The organism is Dongia sp., from assembly GCF_041918875.1.
Lineage (GTDB): Bacteria > Pseudomonadota > Alphaproteobacteria > Dongiales > Dongiaceae > Dongia.
Window position 1 is genome coordinate 112,360 of sequence record NZ_JAYRUV010000002.1, and the last position, 23,486, is coordinate 135,845.

The following is a 23,486-nucleotide window of genomic DNA, read 5'->3' on the forward strand; positions in this document are numbered from 1 at the left end:
AAAAAATCAGTAAAATGGAGAATATCGGCGACTAACGCCACATGGCCTTTACCCGGTCTTTGAGGTCGACCATGGGTTTTTCGGAGATCGCCTGGGTTACCTCATTGAGCGAGCGGCGGGCTGGCCAGTATTCCTGTTGGAAGTGGTCAAGAATCGACGTCGGAATAAAGCGTGTCCGGGTTGCCGTCACGTGGCGATCGCCCAGGCGATGTTGATTGTGGGTGTAAAACCGTCGCGGCTGGACCAAGTGGAGGCTGGTCTTGGCTCGGGTCATGGCGACGTAAAGTAGCCGGCGCTCCTCTTCGATGTCGTCCTGCTCACCAGTCCCGAGGTCAGACGGGATACAGCCATCCACGATATTTAGGACGAAGACCGATCGCCATTCCTGGCCCTTTGCGGAGTGGATGGTGGAAAGGATGAGGTAGTCGTCATCCTTGGAGGGCACGCCGGCTTCGTCACTCATGGCATCGGGCGGATCGAGCGTCAGATCAGTTAGAAACTGCTCGCGGGAAGCGTATCCATTGGCGATCTGGACCAGTTGCTGAAGATCCGCCTCGCGCACATGTGCGTCTTCATACTGTTCTTGCAGAAGCGGTGCATACCAGCGGGCAACTGCCTCCAGTTCGCTCGGCCAGCCTGACACCTGCCTCCGCAGCCCACTATAGGTCGAGCAGAATTCGCGCCATTGCTGCCCAGCGGCCGCCGGTGCCTTGAACCGAGCGAGGACATGGGTGGGATCGTCGACCTGGGCGAGCTTGTCGACGAGTTTGCGTGCCGTCGCCGGGCCAACGCCTGGAAACAGCAACAGGACGCGGAACGCTGCAACACTATCTTTGTGGTTCGTGGCCCAGCGCAGGATTGCCAGAATATCCTTCACATGGCTTGCCTCGAGAAACTTCAGGCCGCCGAATTTCACGAAAGGAATGTTCTTGCGGGTCAACTCCAGTTCGAGCCGGTCGCTATGGTCGCCCGCCCGGAAGAGAACTGCTTGGTCCTTGAGGGCCTGCCCGCTTTCCCGGTTGGCCAGAACACGCTCGACGATGAACTCAGCTTGGGCGGTCTCGTCTTCCACCACAACGATGGATGGCTTCTCGCCCTCCGGCTTGTCGGACCAGAGGTTCTTTGTGAATCGCTCTAGGGCAAGGCCGATAACGGCGTTGCTGGCGTCGAGAATGGGCCGCGTCGAGCGGTAGTTCTGTTCGAGGAGTGCCACACGAGCTTCGTTGGCGAACTGGCCGGGAAAGTCCAGGATGTTGCGGACCGTTGCGGCACGGAAGGAATAGATCGACTGCGAGTCGTCACCGACGACCGTAAGGTTTTTACCCGAAGGCCGGAGCCCATGGAGGATCGCCGCCTGCAGGCTGTTCGTGTCTTGATACTCGTCGACAAAGATGTCGTCGAACTTTTCCGAGACAGCCTGGGCGACCGCTGGGACCAACATCGCCTGAGCCCAATAGAGCAGCAAATCGTCGTAGTCGAGGATTGCCTGGGCGTGCTTGGCGTCCACGTAGGCGGCAAAAAGCGCTCGCAGTTCCTCCTGCCAATGGCGGAACTTCGGAAAGTCATTGCGCAAGATCTCGTCGATGGATCCTTGAGTGTTCACAACACGGGAGTAAACCGAGAGACAGGTCGCCTTCATCGGAAATCTGGATGCCTTGTCGGCGAATCCGAGATCGTTCCGCACCAGATTCATCAGGTCCGCGGCATCACCGCGGTCGGCAATAGAGAAGCGGGGCTCGATACCGAGATGAACGGCAAACTCGCGCAGCAGCCGGGCGCCGATCGCATGGAATGTGCCGGCCCATGGGAGCCGTAGCGAACAGTTCGTCGCCTTCGCCACGATTGCTTCGGCACGACGACTCATTTCCTGGGCTGCGCGCCGGGAGAAGGTGAGGAGGAGCATCCGGTTTGGGTCGGCACCCTTCACGACGCGATGGGCGACGCGGTGGGCGAGGGTATTGGTCTTGCCGGAACCGGCGCCTGCAAGGACGAGGAGTGGACGGTCGTCACCATCATCCCCGTGCTCAACGGCTTCTCGCTGCTGATCATTCAGCTTTCCGAGATAGGTGCTGGCGTCGTCTGAGCCCATAGCTGCTGCCTAAGGATGAGTTACGGCGGCAGTTTATGTTCTAACTATGTTCCGTGCCAATACTAAAGGCGCGTAACAAATAACCGTCTGATTTCAATCAGTTGCTTGTTGTGGCATACTCTGCTTAAGGCCAGCCTCGGGCTCTCTCTCGCCTGTCGCCAATCGCCTGGATGACGCGCATATGGCCACCCTGGATTTGGATCGCGCTCAGCCGACCGCTTTCAAATGCCCTGGTGTCGAGATTGAGCCGATTGGGCAACAGTTCTGGTTCGTCGTTCGGTGTGTGGCCATGCACCACGATCAACCCGTCTTCGAAAGGCCCGGCGTGGGTAAGGAACGGGCCTCGGATCCACAGTGGGTCGAAGTCCTCCAAGATCTTGCCATAGGAAGTTCTGCGCCAATCTGGATCCAGAGTGGCAAGGCCGAGTAGGGGATGTATCCCGGCATGCACGAAAAGATACTGGCCTGACCGATGATGGCTTTTGAGCTCGGCGAGGCGCTCGATCAACGATGGCCCGAGCGCAGCGATCAGGGCTTGTCGAAATGGCTCGGGTTCGGCCAGGGCGTCTCGAGCCCGCCAGCCGAGCTCAGTGGCCAATGCATCGCCGCCGATCTCGAACCAGATCCGGAGAGGCACCTTCGGTGCCTCGGCCTCCTTAACAAACCAGAGCAACATCTGCTCGTGGTTTCCGGGCAGCCGAACGAGCTCGACGTCTCCCGGTTCGCTATCATCAAAGATCTCTCTTAGCACAGCCAGACTCCTCGGACCTCGACTGACATAGTCACCCAAAAGGACGAGGAGGCTGTCCGCGAGGCTATCGGAAGCGATCCGTTGGCGGATGCAAGCGAACAACGCGCGGAAAAGGTCGTGACGTCCGTGTATGTCGCCTATTGCGAAAAGAGGGCGACGAGTGGCGGCTGGCGCCAGCTGCCAAGGCCATTCTTCAATATCGATAAACATGGGCTGATGCTGAAGAGGGCAGGGCGCCATTACAAACCGCTTTTAGCGGAAGACGGGGCGGCGTCGAGACACTGGTCCAAATATGGCGAAACCTTCAATTTTGCAGCTTGGAGCGTTCTGAAGGATCGCTTCGGCAGCTTGGCTAAAACGAACTACCTGTGGAAATGACGTCATCAACAATGATGACGCGGGTCATTTTGCGGATTGTTTCTCCCATCTCTGCGGTGATAAGCGGAACGAACCGCCTAAGACGAACCGGTATGTGCTTCATGGCAATTGTGGCACTTCGATCCAAACTCGTTAGCCGGCGCCGAAAGCTTGCGTAATCCGCTCTCACGCCAGGAGATACCGCCGAAACCGGTGGCATGACTTCGAGCAGTTCCTCGACAGAGCGCTTACGAAGGGCGTGAGCGATAGGCGGCCGACCGGACATACGGGCGGAAGCATACCTGCAACATCTGCTTACGATCTCCGACGTCGTCGGCATCGGAATTAGGGCATCGGTATATTTCCCCTGGATGGCACCAATACCGAGAGAGATAGCACGCTGGGCAATCGTCAGTGTATCGGATCGCGAAATGCAATAATCGCGGCTTCCCTTCATGGCGTGAAGCAGCGCTGCGGCGTCGCCCGATTTGCCTCCGGGGTGACGTGAGAAAAGATAGGTGATCTCGAACTTGATGCTGCCGGCAATGTTGAAATGAAGACGATGCACACGCTGCCGAATGTCCGTGTTGACGCACTGATTATGGTTGTCACTGAGGCTGACGAGATTTCCAGCGGTGACAATAACTCCCATGTCCTCACTCCCCCTGGTGGCGGCTCCTTCAGGAGCAAAAACTGCTTTAGTGTGAAATTTTCCTCACATCCCTGGGTCGTAACAACTGATTCGACACCACTATAGGTATATTGCTATTGCGAGCGATTAGGACCATTTTTCGGCGGCGAATGACGATGGAGAGGCGCGTGGCGAAGAAAGTGGTGGCCAAGAAGGCAAGGAAGTCATCCGGTCGGATGGCCAGCAAGGGTTTTCCCAATCCAATTGACGTCCATGTCGGGCAACGTATCCGGCAGCGGCGCACGCTTCTCGGAATGAGCCAAGAGAAGTTGGGTGAGGCGATCGGTCTGACGTTCCAGCAGGTTCAGAAGTATGAGCGTGGCGCCAATCGCGTTGGCAGCAGCAGGCTCTTCGACCTCAGCCAAGTCCTCGACGTGCCCATCGTCTACTTCTTCGAGGACATGCCGGGCGATGTTCAAAAGAAGTCACCGGCAAATTTGATCGGCGTGTCGGCGCCGGAACCGGTCGAATACGATTTGAATCCGATGATGAGGCGCGAAACTCTTGAGTTGACCCGCGCCTATTACAAGATCCCAGATCAAGGCGCGAGAAAGCGTCTAGCGGAACTCGTAAAGGCGCTTGCGAAAACTGTCGGTTTCGACGACTGATCCGGAACCTCGCCGTCTATACTGTTACTCGCTTGCAGTCGGTGAGTTAGGAAGCGTCTGCACCATCCGCTTTCTTCCCACGCGCGACAACTCGCAGGCTGCCATCGGGTAATGGTCTTTGCAAGGAAAGAGCTTCCTCCACCGGTGCAGTCATCCATGTCTCGATCTCTTCGTTTGTCCGCAGGATGACGGGCATCGCCTTTGGATGAATTGCCTCGACCTCGGCGTTTGGATTTGTTGTCAGGAAGCCGTAGAGATCAGTCGTGACTAGACCTTCGCGAACTTTTCGCACTGAGGTCCAGTTCGTCCAGATGCCGGCGAAGAATGTCAATGGACGGGTTTCGTCGGTGGCGAACCAGACTGGCTGCCTTCCGCCGCCAGGTGCGTCTTCGTTCTCGGAAAAGCTGGTGAATGGCACGACGCAGCGGTCCTCTAGTCCAAGCCAACGCTTCCAATGCTGGCTTTTTGTATTGCGGATGTTTGTCGTTCCGCTGTCGGGCTCCATCTTGAGTAGCTCTTGAAAATCGAAATCTTTCCCTTTGGCTCGAAGCTTATCGGCCCGCTTCTGTGCAGCTTCAAGTTGGGCCTTTTGCGAAGAAGGCATGCCCCATCTCGCCAGGCAGAGTTCGCGGCCTTTGGCTGTGTTGCGGACGATTGGCGCGCTGTAGTCGGGGAAGACGCCGGGCATCGGCGGCAGATTGCCGGTGCTATCGACCATAGCGTCGACAGCCTCCATGATCGCCTTCTGGCCTTTGGTCACACTGTAGAGGTTGCACATTGTGGTGAGCCCATCGTGTCAGCCAAACATCGGCCTAAGGTATTAAACGTATTGGGTGGATAGCAATCCCGGATCAATCTGATGGCCAGACCAGCGCTTGACTGGCAACGACACCTGATCGGCCATATCTGGATGTGAATGATGCCTAATAACAGCGAGGTAACGCATCCCGGATCGGCGGAAGCCGCTGTGATTGAAGATCCGGAGATCCTGGATGGCCTGCCAGTTCTCAGGGGAACACGCATGCCGGTCTTTATGGTGGCGGATATGAGAAGGTCTGGCATGTCGATAGGAGCGATGCTGGCAGAGTATCCATCCCTAAACGCTGAACTGATCGAATTTGCCGAAGTTTATGCGGCCACGCACCGCCGCGTCAGCCCGACGGCTCCTACTTGGCGTAGCCAAGCACCTATGGGCGCTGCATTTGTATCTCGCCGGCGTCAGACAACGCCTCAATGAGCGCCTGATGAGCAATAGGAATGAACCAACGGTCCTATGGTTGTGGCCAGAGCTATCTAAAGAAGAGAACGCCCAGATGGACTTACAGGCAGAAGCGGATTGTAACGCCGGTATAGGTATTCCAATGGATGAAGTAACCGCCTGGGTGGAAAAGTGGATCGACGGTATTGAAGCCCCCATGCCCAAAGCTCGCAAGCTTTGGTGAGGCATTTCAATATTATCCAACTCTGACGACAATCGGTCGACGCTTCGCCAGCCTATCATCTGATCGTAGGACGACGCTATCGCCGAGGCCGAAGCGGCTGGCGATGCATCGGCAGAAGAATCTGAGCGACGTGCCGACGCTTTATTGATACGTCTTGGCGGACTAGCACTTGAGGGGAGGATTCAGCCCTGACGTGAACACTTAGGGTTGACGATTCCGTGCCGGGTGACGTTGTCTTCAAGCCTTCTCTTCGACGGGTAGGATATCCTCAAAGCTATCGACACTGACACTGTTGTCTCCGAGCCGAATCTCGATATTCAGTTCACCGCCGATGTTCCACAAATAGGTCCGCAGCGTGCCGAGATAGATATCAGTCCAGCGTTCGATGTTTTCGTTCTCGCCCGGACGAACGCTTATGACTTTGGCGAGTTTCTCTCTGGTTATCTGCAGGACGGTGAGAAGCTGCGTGTAATGTCGTCGTTGTTCGCTGGCGATAGCGGCTTTCTGAAGCCGGTGATATGTCTTCGGTTCAATAGCGACAGTGACGATCCGACCTTTGTCGACGATGGCGATGAACTTTTTCTTTTGCAGGGCACGAGCGAACACGTTCCACCGCCGGCGCATATCCGCGGCTTCCCATGTTGGCAGGTCTTCTAACGGGCGCAGTTTTGCGAGCATCCAATGTGGTGCTTCCAAGATTAAACTCATCTAAGCCTGTCACACGGATCGGTCGGCGCCACACATGAATTGCGTAAATTATTCGACCGAGCGGGCGCCAGCATCCGGCGATAAGGCCTTGCCCAGCATTTCATGGACCAGCTCGCATGCGCCGCGTTCCTTCCATGGCCAATCTCGCATAGACGATCGATAAGGTCCAAGCATGGCATCCATCCAGGGATCCTCTGAGAACTGCGCCTTATAGCTCGCGGTAGATGCCGACGTTTTGTCTGCGAAGTGGATACTTGCTTCTCCGATTGTCCTAGCATTGGCGGCGTCGCTTTGCGGCAATACTTCGATTGATATCTTAAGCATCAGGACACGCCTCCCGTATCGGAGATGCCTATGGCCGCGGTCACGCTGAGAATTTACTTCTGATCGCCCAAGTCGGATGGAGCTTCTTCATCGCTCGGCGAGCCGGCCCACAGTCCTAGCAGCAGCCTTGCTGTCTCATTAACACTTATGCGATTAGAGCTGGCCCCCTAGGTCTTGCTAGTTGACTCTATCATTGGATGTGTCAGTCTGCATCTGCAACCGAAAGGGGCTGATCTACCTCCTTGCGCAAGAAAAGGGAGGCGATCAGGGGCAAGTTCGATGAGCGCGTGCCCGATCGGTTCATTCCAACAACTGACATCCGAGGCCGAAGGGCTTCCGCATGACCGAGGTGAGAGCATTCATTCGGAGGATAATGATGGCCTATGGCGGACGCTTGTCAGTCTTCTGGCTTCGCGGAGCGCGCATGAGCGTGCTTGCGGCGATTTGGATGTCGATCTTGTCTACTGCTGCCTATTCCGATTCCGTTCAGCCCTCCGAACGTGTCGTCAACTATCTCGTAGTCCGTGAAACACCCGAAGCCGACGGTCGGCAGGTCGGCACTCTCCGACCAGGAGAGAGTGCTCAATATCTCGGGGATGAACCTAACCGATACTTCATCCAGCTAACCGATGGCACCAAGGGCTACGTGAGTAAAGCCTGGGCCAGACGTGTCGGCGCAGCGGCGACTGTGGTCGGAACTGGTGAGCTTCAGATTGACTTCATCGACGTTGGGCAGGGGGATTCTTCTCTCATATCATGTCCCAATGGTCGCCATATCTTAGTTGACGCTGGATCGACCTCGGATCCGGAGGAAGACGCAATCCGTGATTTTGTCCTGAAGAGAGTCGACGAGCACCAGAGATCCATTGATGACCTTGTGATCACTCATGCTGATGAGGATCACTACAATCTCATTCCCTCAGTTCTCCATGACGTTCCCGTTGGCGCTATCTTGCGCGTTGGCGACATGGAGGATTATCGGGCTGACTTCCAGTCGTGGCTCCAGGACCATGCTTCGAAAACGGAGGTCCTCAGTCCGGAAACGTTCGATAAGGAGGCGACGCCGAGCGCAAAACTGGATTGCGGCGCTGCGAAGGTCTGGGTCCTGGCTGCAGCCGTAAAAGCGAAGAAATCTCCCAAGAATGCCATGAGCATCGTCCTCATGGTGCGGTTCGGTGACTTCGAAGCGATATTGACCGGAGACGCCACGACGGACACCGAGAAAGTGATCCTGGAGCGCTACTCGAAGGATTGGCTGCGCGTGGATCTGCTCAAGATCGGCCACCACGGCAGCCTAGCTACATCGACCGGAACAGCCTGGGCTCAAGCGCTTGAGCCGAAATACGCTGTGGTTAGTTCTGGCTACGACAGCAAATACGGCCATCCTCGTAAGGAGGTCGTTCAGCGCCTCGAGCCATTCACCCAAGCCGCCGCCCCTCATGCCATGCGCTACTTCACGGGCAAGTCACGGAAATACCAGAGTGAAGAGATCGAAACGTATGCAGAGGCCATCTACTCCACGGCAGTAAGTGGCAACATCACAGTGATAACGGACGGTAAGACGACCAGTCTTTCGACGGCGTTCTTTGAAGAATAGCGCGGCCGAACGGCGCGCAAGAGGTCTGATATGGGGTAGTGAAGATGCCAAAGCTACCAAAGAAGCCCACGAAGCCTATTGGTGCTGCAAAGGGCGCAATTAAAAGCCCCCCAGCGCCTCTAATCCACTATGTCGTCTCAGGCGTTGAGAGAGCCGAGCTCATGGCAATCGGCGATTCCATGTTCAACGGCGTCCGGTCGGCGATGATCAGCGACGAGCTGGCCGCTCATTCTCCGGTCGTTCTGTTCGCACGCGCAGCGGGCATAGGAACTTTCCGGCGGCCGATTTACCCAAGGCCAGTGCTGCTTGACGTTGAGGCTGAAGCCAGAAAGTCGTTGCCCGAGCTTATCAAGGACTTCAAGACCCTAAAAGCGATCGTGGTTCCAAACGCCAGGCTCTGGCTGAGCGATGGGGATCTCACGGGGCGTCCGGCATTTCACGACAATATCGCGTGCGCGGGTGCCACCTATGAAAGCATGCACCTCCAAACGGGTGCGAAAGCACTGGAAATCGCCAAGGAGGCTTTCGCGAAGATTGAGACGAGTAAGTCGCTCGATTTTGGCGACCTACTTAACTTGTGGTTTGGTCTCAATGATGCCTTCGTCCTCGATCCCTCACGCGGCGGTCTAGGAAAGCAGATATCCGACATGTCACAGGTCGCCCAGGTCATCGCGCGTCGACCGAAGCGGCTGCTCGTCAATGTTGGGTCAAACGAAGGCCTCTTCAATTTTGGTTTGATGGGAAAGCACAAGAAGTCAGACCTCGATCCGAAGACTAGTGTGGTCTTCAAGGTGCTCGTCGATGGCGCCCGTGAGCTGGGGGTGGCACTCAGGAGTGGCATGGGAGATCGGGAGTGTGACATCCATTTCAACACACTCGTCCGACCTCGTTGCGTTCCTAACCTGGCTCCGCGGCGCGATGATGAGATGCTCCGGGGACCAACTCCGCCTGGCGCCTATTTTGAGCGCTACTCCACGAAAGTCGTATTGAAAAGTCCCCTAAAGACCGAGGTAGTCAACGCCTACGACCGAATGATATCGGCAGCCAACGACGCTGCCTTTGACGCGTTGGTCGGCGCCATTGCTGGATCGAAGTTACGAGCGCACAAAGTGGACATGTATGCAGAAATCGACCGGTATGACGCGAAGCACTGGGGTGACTCTCGTGCGCTGGATGTCGGGGCACCATGGCGCATGCGGAACCTGCCGTTTGCTACGGGAGGACCGACGAACAAGCGGCAGGGCGGTATTTGCGGTCTCGACAACATGCACCCGACGGGCGTGGGCTACGCAAAGATGGCGCAGGCGATGCTCACATCGGCCGGACTGGATCCGGCGAGAATTGATATTCGTGCGGCGTTCTTGGCGGATTCGTTGCTGCAGTCTCCACCGGCGGGCTGGGAGACAACAAACGTGATTGTGTCGGTTATCGCGGAGTTTCTGCTGCTGTCGCTAATGAGGCGAAAGACTGCCTAGCGAGTGCAATTGAGGGGGAAATCAAATGGCGACGATCGTAATTGATCCGGGACATGGAGGGACACAAGAGGTCGGCGGTTCGAGCCCAAACAATGCGACTGGCCCCACCGGATTGTTGGAGAAGGACGTCACACTCCAGGTTGGGCGGCGGGTGGCGGATATTCTTGGGGCCAATGGCCATGCGGTCGTTCTGACGCGCACGAAAGATGTGAATGTAGGTCTGTCGGCCCGTGCCAGGGTCTCGATGGACAACGATGCCGATGTCTTCGTTTCGATCCACTTCAATGGCTTCAATCATCAGGCACAGGGCACGGAGACGATATGTGATCCTGACCATACCGCCAACTCGGCCAACTTATGTCGGAGGGTTCAAGCCTCGCTGGTCGCGGCGACCGGACTGGCCGATCGCAATGCTGATGAGCCGAATGGGGTCAAGGTTCAGCCCTTGAGCGTTCTGAAGCGAGTGAAGCATCCATCAAGGACTGGATGCTGCCTGACCGAGATTAGCTTCATGGACGTAGCGACTGAGGAAGCACGTTTGAAAAATCCTGCGTATCTTGAATCTATCGCGACGGCGATTGCTGGCGGAATTCGAAGCTACCTGAATTGATGGTGCATCACTGTGCCACGAAGCGGCCATTTCGGGCCGTGCGTGCTTGAGACGAAGGGGATGGAATGGCTGGTGGATTTGCGCACATTACCGCGGCCGCGGAGGCGCTAGGTCGCCTGCGGGATGTTCGGGGTTTCACTCAAGATCAGAAGCGCCTGCTACGGCAATTACAGCCTCTCGTGGAGGTGGGGTCCGTTGCTCCTGACTATCCATATCTAGGGGGCCAGTCTGAATGGGCCGATCTGATGCACTATCGACTGACGGGCGAAGTTATCAGGAATCTCGTAAGGCACATCCGAGTAAATCTCGACGCCAACGACGGGCAGCATTGTTGCGCTTGGGCGCTTGGTTATACGGCCCACGTGGCGACCGATCTCACAATCCATCCTGTGGTAGAGCGGATAGTGGGGACATACGCCGAGCATAAAAATGAGCACCGAACCTGCGAGATGCATCAGGACGCGTTTGTGTGGGCACGTAGGGGTATCGGCGACGTGGGTCTAGCGGATTACTTCCGCGTCGCCATCGGGCATTGCTCAAGTGAGGAAGGGGCAATGTTGGCGAGTCTGTCGGCAATGTGGGGCGACGCGCTACATAAGACATTTCCGAAAGAGTTCGCTCAAAATGCCCCAGAAATTGGGTCCTGGAATAGGGGCTTCCGGAGGATAATCGATGCAGTCGATGACGTCGGATCACTGTTTTCTTTTACACGACACCTTCTCGCCGGCGGGGGTCTCGCATATCCAGCAGCCGATGCGCTGGACAAGAAGTTCCTCATTGGTGTGCCGACGCCGGAGGGCGCGATGGATTATAAGCTCGTCTTTGAGCGAGCCGTCAGTTCGATCTTGCAGCTTTGGTCGCAGGTGGGCGTGGCACTCAATGCAAAGACCGAGGGTGAAGTTGAGGAGATACTAGCCGGCATCCCTGACGGCAATCTCGATACGGGTCGACGCCTAAGTGACGGAAAGCTCATTTTCTGGGAGGGAATGTAATGGCATCTGTTGGAGTCTTACGGCGGTGTCTCATTCCGATCATCATGCTGTGTGGGAGTTGCTCGATTGCCAATGGTGACAGTGCCGAAGCATTGGCCGATGCCGCCGTCGATCTTGGATATCTTGCCGGCGCGCTAGATGGGCTCGTCGAGTTTGGTCAGCCGACGCCAGGCGCCGAGGACATGGATCTCCTGAAAGAAGCAGTTGGTAACAACACACGTTCGCTGAACGCCTTGAAGGATTTCACGCTCAAAGCCCGTTACGTGGGCCAATTCAGCTCAGTGCTCATGTGTGACAAAACCTCTACGAGGGCCATTGCAGAGGACGCGGGATGCACGCCTGCCGAGCTTGATGAGGAGTTTTTTAGCAGGGGGAGGGTCACACCACCTGTATGCGCGTTTGTGCTAGATCCGAACACAGCGTGTGCTGCCAAGTAGACAGCAAAGGACGAGAGGAGAGTCTAGACATGAGACCCAGTTTAATCGCCGCTGTCACTGCGATTGGGGCAATGGTCGGCATTCCAGCGGTTGGCTTGGCTGAGGACCCGCTTTACATTGCTGCATTTGCTATCACGAGGAACCCTGTGGCGGTGCAATCCCCAGATCCATTGCCGGGAGAGGTAAGTCCGGTCGCAGCGCGAGTGCCCATAGGTCTTTGGACGAAGCTTGCTGGAAACCAGGCCGGATTGGATCGGCTACGCAAAGGGCGCTTTGAGCTCTTCCATCTTTGGACACAAGACTGTGGAATACTGGGCGATACCTCGTCGACAACGGTGGAAGGAGAAAAGAAGCTCGCGGTCAATGGGAGAAAGGCATGGCAGCTTATTGCCGCCGACCTCCAGCCGGAGGTAGACGATACGGGCTACTTTGATTGGAGGACCGTCAGCGAGCGCGAGTTTCTGGTCTCATGCCGGTATACGATCAAGATTGTCGATGAACGCGGCGCACCTTTGCCGTGTCCCGGCCATTCTGCTGGTTGTGAGGTAACCTTCGATGCATCGGATGTGCAGCCATGAGTGCCGATCGTGAGCTTTCTAAGTTGGCCGATGATTCGATGATGCTTTTGCAGCAGGCACAGCGGCGCGGGATACAGATTGACGAGGCCGATCGAAAAGCAATCCTAACACTTCGGACTGAAGTTCTCGCTGGGAAAACGGATATTGCGATCGATACCCAATCAGCTGCGTTTGGGGCGGAAGCCAATATCGCAAACAAGTTCAAACCCATAACCATAGATGGCTTGCGTGCCACGGATTATTCCACCGTTCAGGAGGGCCATAGTTGGCAGCGATTGGCAGCGTATCTTACCATGTATTGGTTTTCGTTCGGCGCGGCGATACCGGCGCTCGCGTTCCGCGTCGTCTATACTTATTCGGTGTTGGCATTGATCGTCCTTGCGGCTGTTGTTGGAGTTATCCAGGCGACAAACAGCCAGATCGCATACTTTTCCTTGCTAAACCAAAGCGTCGCAAAGAACCAGCAAGTATCGATCGAGCGGAAAGCCAAATCTCAAGAGATAGAGGATCTTAACAAAAAGCTTGATGCGACGCCTGCACCCTCGGACGAGGCGGCAGACGTTATGGAGCGCAAGCTGAGCGAACTGAGACTGGAGGATGGTAGGTTATCTGTCGCAGCAGAGCAGGCGGCCTCAACTTACATGGTCGCTCTGGATCGGCTTGGTGGTCCGGACGGGCAAATCGACGTTGGAGGCTGGTTCGGCCTTTCCCAGGAGCCGGCAAAGGACTACGGAGCTAACAAATTTGCTACTCAGATCAGTGTGCTCCTGGCTGTGAAAATTGCATTGATTGTCCAACTAGGATTCTTCGTGCCTGCACTAGCTGCATTGTTGGGCTCATGCGTTTTTTCCCTTCGAGGGATAGCGCGCGAAATCGCTGAAGATACTTTTACGGAGGCATCGCAGATTCAATACCGTGTGCGAATGATCCTCTCACCGCTTTGCGGGATAGTCGTTGGCTTACTGGTCGTTGGAAGCGATATTCCGATGCCGGGGCAGTCTTTCGCCGATTTGACGGCTGATCTGCTTGCGGACACAATGTCGTCCAAGAGTATCACGCTTCAATTCACATCGGGATTCTTGGTGGGATACTCGGTGGAGTTCCTGTTCTCAATTGTTGATGGCGCAATTGGCGCGGTTAAACCCAGGAAGAGTGAGGGCAATAAGCCTTCATGATCTCTATGGGGTCGAAGGGATCATTCGGGCACGCCGTCGAGTTCTGAACCCCTGGCGACGATCTTGGGGCTTCCGTCCGGGAGGGGCCGCTGCAGCTTGAGTGCATCTTCGATAGGTGTGGTCATCCAGATCTCAATTTCCTCTTTCGTGCGCAAGATGACCGGCATTGCTTTCCGGTTGACTGCGAAGACCTCAGTGTTCGGATTGATCGTCAAAAAGCCGTAGACGTCGGCAGAGACCGTGCCTTCCCGGGCATTGCAGACATGCGTGAAGTTGGTCCAGAGACCGGCGGATAAGGCGAGGGGCCTCCTCTCGTCGAGTGTGAACCACACGGGTGCCAGGCGGCCGCCGGCGGTATCGTCGCTCTCGGAAACGCTCGTGAAAGGCGCGACACAGCGATGCTCTAAGGCTTACCATCGATTCCAAGGTGCGCTTGCGGTGTTGCGGATATTTGTCGTGCCTCCCATCAGGCTCTAGCTGACCGCCGCCGTCACGCGTTGGCGGGTCACAACGATTCCATCGCAGCCGTTGCCGGTGCCAGGGTTAGGCCGAGCGCGTTGGCAGCTGGAGCAGATCCGTTGCGAGGCGGGTGAATGCGCGGATTGTGAAGTTGAGGATTGCGATTTAGAAGGAAGGCTGTCGCTTGCCTAACGGGTGGAAACAAAGGAACGGATTCTACTTCCGAATGGGTGAGCCATGGGGTTCAGGTCAGTCGCTCTGAAGAGGTGGAAATCCGTCTATTAATAGTCTCGGGCGGGATAAGCGAGAGTTGGAGCAGCGAGTATTTACCAAGCTAATTGACTCGAAAGCGGCGCTTAAAGCGAATGCGAATGCCTGCGCGCAAAAACTTTAGTTGTGCACCTCGCGCTTTCAGCCTGACGACAAGGTGTCTCACTGTATCTTAACAGATCAAACTCGTTGCCGAGGAGGGTGTGTAATGCTCCGGGGCTCGGCAATCCGCGCCAGTTCTCTCCGCGATCTTGAAACGTCTCCAGGATCAAGTATCCGTCTGTGCGAACAGCCGAGATAACCGCGCGGACGTCGATCTCAATCGAATACTCTATAAGCATGACAAGTGCGAAAGTCGCTGGGCGAATAGGTGAGCGCTGTGAGAGGTCTGCGCAAACTGCTGTAATCTGTCCACCAAGCTCAGCTCTGTGCATTCCGTAGTGTGTCATGAGGCTCGTTAAAGCATTGCGGTCCAGATCAAAAGCGATGATATTCCAACCCTGCATGGCGGCAGCGAGCGTATTCCTCCCGTAACCGGACCCAAAGTCTGCTGCGACACCGCTTCGATCGTTACCGGTCTGGGCGAGGCACGAAGTGACGAAGCGGGAGGGGGGCGCCCAGCGCGGCCGCGGAGCACTCTTTCGTTTAAGGGCCATAACTTGATCTCGGGCGGCTGGCACCTTTACCAGCGTCATTCGGGATCCCCCGCCGGATCGCCGTCAAACTCCAGCGTCTTAAGGAATGAGGCAAGCTCCGAAATCTCTCTATCGTCCAGATATCCCATTAGCAGACGCTCTCCCGCCGCGGTCTCAAGCCGCTTAAAGAATTCGTGCCGATCAAGGGCGCTCATTTCCTTCGGGTCGACAGAGCTCAGCGGATCGAAATGAACTCGTATAGCTTCTTCCACGGTGGCTACTGACCCACTGTGTCCATATGGCGAGGTCTTTAAGACATTCCAAAGAGGTGGCGTTCTAAACTTGTATAGATCTTCGGGGTCTTGGGTGACGTTGAAGCGGCCGTAGTCGACGCCAAACCCATTCTTGCCAAACCCGATTTGAGGAAATGGCACGGCGTGGAAGCGGAAGTCAGTAAAGTAGGTTCCGCTATGACAGGTTGAGCATTTACCTTTGCCATAGAACAGTCGAGCGCCGTCGAGCTCATCGGTGCTGAGCTCAGCGCCGTCGAAGACGAACCGATGGAACTTAGTTTCCTTCAGACGAAAGTTGGTTCTGATGAATGTCGTCAGTGCAGTGGCGTAGTGGATGTATTCAACCTGGTCCGGCCCGATGCCGAACGCCGTCGCGATTTGCTCCGTCGCGGCGGCTTCGTCGCGATGTAGTTTTCTCGCAAGCTCTCGATAGAGAGTTTCGGCTGCTGCCACCGCCTCAGACTTGTTGTCTTTGACAACGCCTGTCTCTGAGAGCATCTCGCGAATTTCGACCACAGGGAGGTGGTCGGCCACAATCATGGGATCGTTGGACGGTGGCGCGTCGCCGAATTGGCTGATCTTGGCGCCAGCGAGGAAATCGACTTTTCCGTCCCAGAAGAAGGTGTCGAAACCTTTTCCGCCACGTCCCCAGAAGGGGAGTGTATTTCTCGGCAAGATCCCGCCGGCACCCATGACGCGAGCGGCACCCTTTCCGTCGCCGCCGACGGCTACAGCGTTTGGGATGCCGTCTGCGGACCCAAATTGGTCCAGATGGCACTGCTGGCACGAAATATCGCCGTTGAGACTTAAGGAGCGAGATTTGAAGAGTGTCTTGCCTGGCTCGAAGAGCGCCATATCTACGTCGGCGTAAGTCGCCTCGGGTCGAGTAAGGCCGGAATCTATCGCGGCCTTCCGAATGATATCCTCGAAAGGCAGCGCCGCGGCTGCAGAAATGCTGAAGCCTAAGACGAGCGCGCTAATAGCGAATTTCGTGAATCTCGACGAACTTGCGAAGCTCATACTTCTTCTCTTCCAGTGCGCTCAGGCCTATGGATGAGAGCTTGCTGTCTGATACGCCGAGATCGGTCATCTCTTTCCGAAGCTTGTCGTATTCGTGGCAGTCCAGCAGCCCCATCTCCGCTGCCTCAAGGGCTTTTATCGATACCTCGCTAGGCGCGAACTCGACTTCCTTCTTGGCGATGAAGTGCTCCCGCATGACCTGATCGCACTTAAACATGAGACGCTTGTAATCTTCGCCCCAGTAAGCCGCTGCGATCGATGGTAGAGCGAGCGACTTGAAGCCGAATGCAATCACCACAACGGCCGCGATCACATTGAGCGTGATCAGCGCCCGTTTCATTGAGCGACGATGCCGAGCGAAGAAAGCGTCTGATTTGTCACTTTGCCTGAGGGAATCTCACCATTGGCGGATTGATACTTGAAGAGCGCTGCGACCGTCACCGCGTCGACTTGGCCAGTGATGTCGCCTGGATGAAAGCCCTTTGACATCAGCGCCAATTGAACGCGCGTCACAATATCTTGGAACTTCGCACTATTGCCTGGGAGGACCTTGAGTTTCTTTGTGAGTGCGGGGCTGCTCGGGAGCACCGACGTTGGCGGCGTGCTGCGCATATTGCGTTCGTCAAGCTGCAGAAATGCCGTGGCATCGCCAGGCTCCATATCGGGTGGCCGGAAGTATGAGCGGTGGCTCCAATGCGATTGATGGCTCGCATGGCTGGAGTGACTGCTATGGCCGACGAGGATGAACTCATGCGATTCATCAATATTCTGAATGAGCTTGAGCGCATCGTCGAAGAATGAGTTCTTTTCTTCCTTCGGAACATCGCTGCCACCGCCATCGGCCTGCACACCGAACGGCAAGAGACCTGCGGTGACAAGGGAGCCGATGAGATATTTCCCCTTCTTAGACACCGCCGCCTCCTCAGTTAACTTTCTTCACGCCGGCCCAGGCGTATTTTGGGGCATACCACTCAAAGAAGCCGCAGCATTTCTCGCGCTCTGCGCAGCCACTGCAGTCTTCTAAAAACTTACGTTTCCAATCCGAAATGGACTGGGTGCACGCTTCCCTATAGTGCGCGGGAATCGTGCAGCGGGGGAAATTATACAACTTGCACGGTAGGCTGTGAAGTCGGGCAATTTCGAGCGCGGAAATGATTGGTTGCGGGAAAACACTGTGGTCAAAGAAGAGACGATCCCAATGTGCAATTGCGTAGCCAATTGATTCCATTCCCATAATTGCCCAAAGGCTCACGAAGGGTAGATGCTTGCTGATGAAGCTCGCTAAATGAGGCAGATCTAGAGCGTTAATGGATGTGAAGACGGTGCGGAGCTCAATTTGCGCCCCTGTGCTTCCCAGGAGCATCAGATTGTTCATCAGCTGTTGGAAGGCCCCGCGCTTGCCGACAATCTCGTCGTGTATGCTGGGTTGCGCGGAATAGAGAGGAATGCCCCACGTGACTGACACTGAGGAATGGAACTCCTTGAGGCTCTGTTGGTCCGCTGGCGTGAAGTGCTGTGCGTTAGAGAGGATGTGATAGGAAATATCCGGCCGGCTCTTGCTCACATCGGTGAGCATATTGAGGAGGTCGCGTTTGTATAGGGTGGGCTCGCCTCCGGTGATTCCAATTCTGGCGCCGGGATCCGTCAGCTCCAATGCCGTCCTATATACCTGAAACCGCCATTCGTCGTCGCTTTTCTTTGGCGGCTGACTGCACATGACGCACAGCTGGTCGCAACGCTCGGTCAGCAGTAGCGAATTCTGAGAGCTGCGGCGCCGAAACAGGCGATGAACGCTCTGGCCTGTCGGAGAGCACAAAAGCACGTCGCCATCGATTGAGTCTTCATCATCTACATCGATAGAGAACATGCCGAACTCGGATATCAGTTCTGTCGCGTTTGCGTGTGCCGTTGCCCGCCGGATGATGGCGTCGTGCCGCGATCGGGGACTATCTCTTTCATCGACGGCTTCGCGAGCCTTGACGATGAATGGATTTCCACTCCCGTCAAATGTCGCTTTGAAATGCAGTCGAATCATAAAATAGCTCATAGGTGAGGGGCGGGTCTTCGCGCCGATAAATCCATTTGAGGAACAGGTCGAGATAGTCTTTGTCGCGCTCGGCAATTTTCTCGAAGATGAAGTCGAACAGCGAGATCTGTTTCCGACAGAACCAGGTATCGTCTTTCGGGAGATCTACGCGCCCATACCGGGAGAGGTCGTCGATCACGTCGATTCCGCAATAGGGGAGGTAGGCGCAATGAACACAGTCGGGGTTCCCCTGGTGCATTGCGCCGGCGTTGAGTTCATCGGCGCGCTTGCGCGCCAGGCCAGTCGATAGCGACCCGATCGCAAGATCTACATGTCGAACGCGACTGAGCATGCGAGCTTCATCGGTCGGGTAGATTTGACCGTCGAAATCGATCACGCAATAGTCGAGGCCGAAGCGACTTGGTGAGCGATAGTCGACAAATCCGGTGCCCAGGCCGGCAAATATCGATCGCAGCTGCAAAGCCAGGTAGAATTCCTCGAAATAGCGCGTGCGGTTTACTTCCTTGATATGGTCGAGGGCCAAAAAGTAGAACTTGTTCCACTTCGCGATGTCGTGGCTGAGAGCAGCGTGTTGCTTTCGCGCGAAGCCCATATAATTGACCGGGCGCAAGAACACACCATGGAAGCCCAAATTGGCGTAGAGATCGACCGTGGCAGCTGGCTTGTCGATTGTCGCTTCTGTGATCGTTGGGAGCGCGGAGACCTTCGACGGGCCATACGTGGCGATCACATGTCGAAGATTTGTGAAGAATTGGTGAGACGTCTCATCAGAGGCGGTTCGGTTCGACGTCGTCGCTTCGATGTCTCCGTCGATCGATGTGCTGATAGTAACGTCCGGCTGACGCAGGACTTCGCGGAACGCGGGCGTCAATTCAATGAGGTTGGTGCAAATGACGAATTCCGGTTTGTCGAAGCGCCGTCGCACCACCTCTATGAGCCTCATCAGCAAATCGGGACGTAACGACGGCTCGCCGCCTTGGAACTCAACCTTCAACCGCGGGCCGGGCAACGTTTGCAGAAAGACTTCGAACTGCTGGATCTGCTGATCTGTCCAATCAAACCCCTCCGCGGTAAGCGGCGCGCGCGAGACCTGGCAATAGGCACAGCTGAGATTGCAGCGTAGTGTCGGGATGACAATGAGATATTGAATGCCGGCATTTGCCGATCGGTGACGCTTTCGCAGGCGCCGACCGAGTGACGTAATGCGCCACGGCTCATTCGGGCTTACAATTGCGGATATAGATTCCATTTGCCGCCTATCAGTCGCGGTCATGGCGTCTGTCGCAAAGCGTTCGATAAATTCACCGTCTGTGAAAGTGAAGTCACCAACCTCGTTGGTGATGAGTATCTGTTCTCCAAACGGCTTAAACCTAAAGGGCGTAACGATATCAGCCATCAAAGCGCCTCATAGAGACGGCGGCGGATGACGGCTGTCTCCAACAAGATCTTCTCGCGATAAATCTGGTAATTGAGATCTTTCTGAAGAGCTGCCTTTCGCTGATTAACGTCGCCGGCTGCGACCACTTGTGGCGCATCGTGGTCGAATTCCCAGGTAATGTCGGGATAGAGATATCGTAGACGTGTGAGAGCAGTTTCCACGAACTGGACCAATGACCGATCTATGGTCAGCGAGATTTGGTTTTCCATATTACCGGTTGCCTTGATAAACGCGCATTAATCTAACAAAAATACTCGCATGCCCGTAATAATGAAATAGTGTTTTCTCGCGCGATTTTAGCTTGCTTTGCTTGGATAGGAGGACAAGGGCAGGTCGCAGTTGCTTGCGAACTAAACTTCGCGTTGCCTACCGACTGCGCGAACAAGGGCAATTGCGAGCTCAAATGACGAGCATTCGAGGCCGCGCTCCCGGCCCAAAGTATAAGACTAGCCCCAGTATGCTTACTTGGAGCCTTCAGTAATTCTCCTTGAAACTGACCCAGTTCGATACTTCAGCATCATCGTTCATGAGGTCATGCTTTTCGAGGATCGGCGCCAAGGCCTCCGGGGAAATCTGATTTCTAAGATGGTCCGCTAGCAATGTCGCAAAAAGGACAAGCGAAGCAGTGGGTTCCACAATTTCGCCAAACTCAGCTTGATAGTCATTGGCAAACGCTCGCAACCGCTTCACCCGCGCGAGCTGCTCAATCTGGAGATCAAGGAACTCGCAGCGCTTATTGTGCAAGGTGACTCGGCGCTCCTGGTCCTTTCGCTTCCAGGCGTCTTCTTCCCATTGTCGCTTCTGCGCCTCATCTCGAACGCGCTTTTCTTTTCGCGCAGTGGCACAGGCCGCCATGCCGGCGAGAACACTGTCCATACTGTCCTCAAGCCGCCGGCGCTTGGTGTCGCCGAAATTGCGCTGCAGGCCGTCCCAATGGTCTCCCTGGTCGATACCAAAGACCAATAGACCGTTTGCAACCTGGTCAGTCTCTGGAATTCGCGGCTTGTCCCAATCGCTGTAATAGGTCCCTCTCTTCTGGCGAACCAGCTTGTCAGCTTCCCATCGCCGCAGATCTGCCTCTTCTTTGGTTGTGAGCACATGCGGCACGCGGTCCAGGCGCTCCGAGATGCGTAGAGAAATCCTTTCACCATCGACGCTCAGCATAAATCCTTCCTTGCTGTCGATGACCTTGTAGCCGGCGGCGATCGACCGGGCGAGCAGGAGGTCAAGCAGGCTGACCGCCCGTTCAACGGCCTCCGGTGAAATGTTGACGGCGGGGAGACGTGGCTTCGTGAACGAAATCAAGCCGGTAGCGTCGGCGCGCCGGCCGGCGAGTTTTCGGCGTAGCCGGTCGACCACCGGGTGCAGGGCGTGAAGCGGTTGCGCCGCGCCGGGAGCATCATTTACCTGGGCGTCGAAAGATGGAGTGGGCTGATCGACTGCTGGAGCTTTGGCCAGCGGGTGTTCACGCAATCGGGCTCGGGCAGTCGCCCTAGCCGCCGCCACAGTCGGCGGCAGTTGGGCTATTGGACTACCGAAGATCCGCACTTCATTGAGGTGCACGTCGGCGACTTCCCGAAAGATCGCACGCGCAACATCTTGACCAGCGGCGAGCTTGGCCCAGTAGCCGCGCCCTGGCATGGGCACACGATGCTTGTCGCAAATCTTGTGAAGGGCGACGCTGGAAATACCAAACTCGGCCGCGATCTTTGTGAGTGGGCGGTCCCAGACTAGATCAAAAAGGGCGCGGCGGGTCAGCGTGTGCAAGGTGGCCTCCGTTCATTGCGGTTACGGGCCCATAATCGTGAGGAGAGTTTTCCTGGCAAGTTTTGCTGTGGTGCCGGCACGGGAGATGGAATCAAGTTCTCCCTAGGGCGACTCCCTCCACTGATGTTGGCTCACTCACGCTTGATGCTTTTTGGTATTAGTGATAAACTATAATACAATCAGAAATAATACATGGAGAGTGCGATGGCACGGTATTTGGTCAATACCAACCCGCAGCCAAATGGTGATCACGAGGTTCATACGACGAGTTGCGGTCACCTGCCGAATCTCACCAATCGACTCGATCTGGGAGAGCATTCGACTTGCACCACTGCGGTGGCCGCGGCGAAGCGCTATTATCCGACTGCAAATGGCTGCTACTACTGCGCTAATCCCTGCCATACAGGCTGAGCCAAGCCATGCCCCCCTTACGGTCGGTCTGGTTCGCAGTCTCATTTGTGCTGCTTTGCATCACGGCACCGCTTGTTGGCCGGGCTGCCAACCTTTCTGACGCCGAAATTGCACAGAGGCTAATTACTGCCTCAATCGCCAATTATCCCGGCAGCTGCCCCTGTCCATACAATCTAGCCCGGAATGGTAGCCGCTGTGGCAAGAGAAGCGCTTGGTCGCGCGCAGGTGGATATGCGCCCCTATGCTATCCCGAAGACGTAACGCCGGACATGATCAGGCAATATCGGCTCCAATTTGGGAATGAGATAGGCGCAGCGCTGCCATAGCCCATGCCGTTGCAGGCCGACATTTTCAGAGGCTTTTTTTCTGGAGGAAGAGTGACCCAATGGCCAAACGCGCGCATTAGAAATGCCAGTTAATCGGCCGGACACTTTTTGAATGGCACTGCGTGTTCACCTAGAAACATCGTGGCTGCAAGATGTCCAGAACTTTCAGCCTGGCTCCGAGCAACAGTTGGAAGTTCCCGGAGAGATCGGTTGACTTGATCGAGCGCAATTGGGTCGTCCGTCTCCGGGGGATCAATTCGTAAAACGTTGTTTCTGCCGACCAGTAGATATGCCTGGCCAAGTGCATTCTTCGATTGTGCGCGAGCGATGGCGGCAAAGCCCTGCGGCGGCTCTATGCCGAGGAGCGGCTACAAGTGCGCCGCCGGGGCGGTCGCAAGCGCGCCCTGGGGACACGGGCGCCGCTGGCGATCCCGCAGGGGCCGAACCAGCGCTGGTCGCTGGATTTCGTGAGCGATGCCTTCACTGATGGGCGCCGCTTCCGAATCCTGACGGTGGTCGATGACTTCACACGGGAATGCCTCACCCTGGTGGCCGACACCTCGCTTTCCGGGGCACGGGTGACGCGCGAACTGGAGGCCGTCATGGCCCGGCGCGGGCGTCCCTTGACCTGTGTTTCCGACAACGGCACGGAGCTGACCTCCTTGGCGATCCTCAAGTGGTCGCAGGAGACGGGGATCGAGTGGCATTGCATCGCACCGGGTAAGCCCACCCAGAACGCCTTCATCGAGAGCTTCAGCGGGCGCCTCAGGGATGAACTGCTGAACGAAGTGCTGTTCACCTCGCTCGCTCAAGCCAGGCAGGCCCTGCGGGCCTGGAAGGACGACTACAACACGGTCCGGCCGCACAGCACGCTGGGCAATATTCCACCAGCCATCTACGCCGCCATCAGCGCTCCGGAGAAGCAACTGGCCGGGTCGCCTGCGCTGGTTGAGGGCTTCGCCCCCTCCACCCCGTTGCCCAACGAC

25 protein-coding genes and 1 pseudogene are annotated in these 23,486 nt (G+C 56.2%); 12 read left to right on the top strand and 14 right to left on the bottom strand.

The features are described from left to right. Positions 1–31: 31 nt before the first annotated feature. Together ACE3TY_RS02355 and ACE3TY_RS02360 are read right to left on the bottom strand one after the other, a co-directional pair. Complete coding sequence (locus ACE3TY_RS02355; RefSeq protein ID WP_374650539.1) at positions 32–2,089, bottom strand: ATP-dependent helicase; 2,058 nt, start codon at positions 2,087–2,089, stop codon at positions 32–34. 124 nt (positions 2,090–2,213) lie between these two features. Next, the gene (locus ACE3TY_RS02360; protein ID WP_374650965.1) at positions 2,214–2,942 is read right to left on the bottom strand and encodes a metallophosphoesterase; all 729 of its coding nucleotides are present in this window, start codon (positions 2,940–2,942) and stop codon (positions 2,214–2,216) included. Between ACE3TY_RS02360 and ACE3TY_RS02365 the strand changes: the two genes are divergently transcribed. Continuing rightward, positions 2,922–3,218 (top strand): hypothetical protein, encoded by a 297-nt coding sequence (locus ACE3TY_RS02365; protein ID WP_374650986.1) that lies wholly within the window; start codon positions 2,922–2,924, stop codon positions 3,216–3,218. The two genes, ACE3TY_RS02360 and ACE3TY_RS02365, sit on opposite strands and share 21 nt — an antisense overlap. On the opposite strand, the gene ACE3TY_RS02370 is transcribed toward ACE3TY_RS02365, so the two are convergent. Next, a complete protein-coding gene (locus ACE3TY_RS02370; protein ID WP_374650540.1) occupies positions 3,193–3,849 on the bottom strand; it encodes a hypothetical protein in 657 nt (218 codons plus the stop codon). The genes ACE3TY_RS02365 and ACE3TY_RS02370 overlap by 26 nt on opposite strands. A 215-nt stretch (positions 3,850–4,064) precedes the next feature. Here ACE3TY_RS02370 and ACE3TY_RS02375 point away from each other — a divergent pair, with 215 nt between their 5' ends. Further along, complete coding sequence (locus ACE3TY_RS02375) at positions 4,065–4,496, top strand: helix-turn-helix domain-containing protein (protein ID WP_374650967.1); 432 nt, start codon at positions 4,065–4,067, stop codon at positions 4,494–4,496. Between the two features lie 46 nt (positions 4,497–4,542). Here ACE3TY_RS02375 and ACE3TY_RS02380 read toward each other — a convergent pair whose 3' ends face one another. Further along, a complete protein-coding gene (locus tag ACE3TY_RS02380) occupies positions 4,543–5,274 on the bottom strand; it encodes an SOS response-associated peptidase (RefSeq protein WP_374650541.1) in 732 nt (243 codons plus the stop codon). A gap of 138 nt (positions 5,275–5,412) precedes the next feature. On the opposite strand from ACE3TY_RS02380, the gene ACE3TY_RS02385 reads away from it, so the two are divergent. Next, positions 5,413–5,733: a DUF433 domain-containing protein gene (locus ACE3TY_RS02385; protein ID WP_374650543.1), complete on the top strand. Its 321-nt coding sequence runs from the start codon at positions 5,413–5,415 to the stop codon at positions 5,731–5,733. A 7-nt stretch (positions 5,734–5,740) separates the two neighbouring features. Continuing rightward, on the top strand, positions 5,741–5,938 hold the full coding sequence (locus ACE3TY_RS02390) for a hypothetical protein (RefSeq protein WP_374650545.1): 198 nt from the start codon (positions 5,741–5,743) through the stop codon (positions 5,936–5,938). Positions 5,939–6,175: 237 nt separating this feature from the next. Here the strand turns inward: ACE3TY_RS02390 and ACE3TY_RS02395 are convergent, their stop codons facing one another. Next, positions 6,176–6,634, bottom strand: a complete 459-nt coding sequence (locus ACE3TY_RS02395; RefSeq protein ID WP_374650546.1) for a hypothetical protein — start codon at positions 6,632–6,634, stop codon at positions 6,176–6,178. Positions 6,635–7,394: 760 nt separating this feature from the next. On the opposite strand from ACE3TY_RS02395, the gene ACE3TY_RS02400 reads away from it, so the two are divergent. The 7 genes from ACE3TY_RS02400 (at position 7,395) to ACE3TY_RS02430 (ending at position 13,834) form a co-directional block, all read left to right on the top strand. Continuing rightward, positions 7,395–8,567: an MBL fold metallo-hydrolase gene (locus ACE3TY_RS02400; protein WP_374650548.1), complete on the top strand. Its 1,173-nt coding sequence runs from the start codon at positions 7,395–7,397 to the stop codon at positions 8,565–8,567. A 161-nt stretch (positions 8,568–8,728) separates the two neighbouring features. After that, the gene (locus tag ACE3TY_RS02405) at positions 8,729–10,042 is read left to right on the top strand and encodes a hypothetical protein (protein ID WP_374650550.1); all 1,314 of its coding nucleotides are present in this window, start codon (positions 8,729–8,731) and stop codon (positions 10,040–10,042) included. Between the two features lie 25 nt (positions 10,043–10,067). Continuing rightward, positions 10,068–10,652 carry an N-acetylmuramoyl-L-alanine amidase gene (locus ACE3TY_RS02410; protein ID WP_374650551.1) on the top strand — a complete coding sequence of 195 codons (585 nt, stop codon included), beginning with the start codon at positions 10,068–10,070 and terminating at the stop codon, positions 10,650–10,652. A 65-nt stretch (positions 10,653–10,717) separates the two neighbouring features. Then, positions 10,718–11,644, top strand: a complete 927-nt coding sequence (locus tag ACE3TY_RS02415) for a zinc dependent phospholipase C family protein (RefSeq protein ID WP_374650552.1) — start codon at positions 10,718–10,720, stop codon at positions 11,642–11,644. Beyond that, positions 11,644–12,081: a hypothetical protein gene (locus tag ACE3TY_RS02420; protein WP_374650554.1), complete on the top strand. Its 438-nt coding sequence runs from the start codon at positions 11,644–11,646 to the stop codon at positions 12,079–12,081. The genes ACE3TY_RS02415 and ACE3TY_RS02420 overlap by 1 nt, the downstream gene beginning before the upstream one ends. Before the next feature lie 29 nt (positions 12,082–12,110). Further along, positions 12,111–12,659, top strand: a complete 549-nt coding sequence (locus tag ACE3TY_RS02425) for a hypothetical protein (protein ID WP_374650556.1) — start codon at positions 12,111–12,113, stop codon at positions 12,657–12,659. Further along, positions 12,656–13,834 (top strand): hypothetical protein, encoded by a 1,179-nt coding sequence (locus ACE3TY_RS02430; RefSeq protein WP_374650557.1) that lies wholly within the window; start codon positions 12,656–12,658, stop codon positions 13,832–13,834. The genes ACE3TY_RS02425 and ACE3TY_RS02430 overlap by 4 nt, the downstream gene beginning before the upstream one ends. 20 nt (positions 13,835–13,854) lie before the next feature. Here ACE3TY_RS02430 and ACE3TY_RS02435 read toward each other — a convergent pair whose 3' ends face one another. The 9 genes from ACE3TY_RS02435 to ACE3TY_RS02475 form a co-directional block, all read right to left on the bottom strand. Beyond that, entirely contained in the window at positions 13,855–14,166 is a 312-nt protein-coding gene (locus ACE3TY_RS02435; protein WP_374650559.1) for a hypothetical protein, read from the bottom strand. Positions 14,167–14,649: 483 nt separating this feature from the next. After that, on the bottom strand, positions 14,650–15,258 hold the full coding sequence (locus ACE3TY_RS02440; RefSeq protein WP_374650561.1) for a methyltransferase domain-containing protein: 609 nt from the start codon (positions 15,256–15,258) through the stop codon (positions 14,650–14,652). Continuing rightward, complete coding sequence (locus ACE3TY_RS02445; protein WP_374650563.1) at positions 15,255–16,511, bottom strand: His-Xaa-Ser system-associated MauG-like protein; 1,257 nt, start codon at positions 16,509–16,511, stop codon at positions 15,255–15,257. The genes ACE3TY_RS02440 and ACE3TY_RS02445 overlap by 4 nt, the downstream gene beginning before the upstream one ends. After that, positions 16,468–16,851, bottom strand: coding sequence for a TIGR03982 family His-Xaa-Ser system protein (locus ACE3TY_RS02450; RefSeq protein ID WP_374650565.1), 384 nt, complete (start codon positions 16,849–16,851; stop codon positions 16,468–16,470). Before ACE3TY_RS02450 ends, ACE3TY_RS02445 begins: the two co-directional genes overlap by 44 nt. Continuing rightward, complete coding sequence (locus ACE3TY_RS02455; RefSeq protein WP_374650567.1) at positions 16,848–17,423, bottom strand: peptidoglycan-binding domain-containing protein; 576 nt, start codon at positions 17,421–17,423, stop codon at positions 16,848–16,850. Before ACE3TY_RS02455 ends, ACE3TY_RS02450 begins: the two co-directional genes overlap by 4 nt. A 10-nt stretch (positions 17,424–17,433) precedes the next feature. Beyond that, positions 17,434–18,546, bottom strand: a complete 1,113-nt coding sequence (gene hxsC / locus ACE3TY_RS02460) for a His-Xaa-Ser system radical SAM maturase HxsC (protein WP_374650569.1) — start codon at positions 18,544–18,546, stop codon at positions 17,434–17,436. Next, positions 18,515–19,954, bottom strand: a complete 1,440-nt coding sequence (gene hxsB / locus ACE3TY_RS02465) for a His-Xaa-Ser system radical SAM maturase HxsB (RefSeq protein WP_374650571.1) — start codon at positions 19,952–19,954, stop codon at positions 18,515–18,517. The genes hxsC and hxsB overlap by 32 nt, the downstream gene beginning before the upstream one ends. Beyond that, positions 19,954–20,205 carry a hypothetical protein gene (locus ACE3TY_RS02470; RefSeq protein WP_374650573.1) on the bottom strand — a complete coding sequence of 84 codons (252 nt, stop codon included), beginning with the start codon at positions 20,203–20,205 and terminating at the stop codon, positions 19,954–19,956. The genes hxsB and ACE3TY_RS02470 overlap by 1 nt, the downstream gene beginning before the upstream one ends. Before the next feature lie 265 nt (positions 20,206–20,470). Beyond that, positions 20,471–21,763, bottom strand: a complete 1,293-nt coding sequence (locus ACE3TY_RS02475; protein WP_374650575.1) for a hypothetical protein — start codon at positions 21,761–21,763, stop codon at positions 20,471–20,473. Between the two features lie 1,072 nt (positions 21,764–22,835). Between ACE3TY_RS02475 and ACE3TY_RS02480 the strand changes: the two are divergent. Beyond that, positions 22,836–23,405, top strand: a pseudogene (locus ACE3TY_RS02480) (IS3 family transposase); the annotation flags it as partial. Positions 23,406–23,486: the final 81 nt, after the last annotated feature.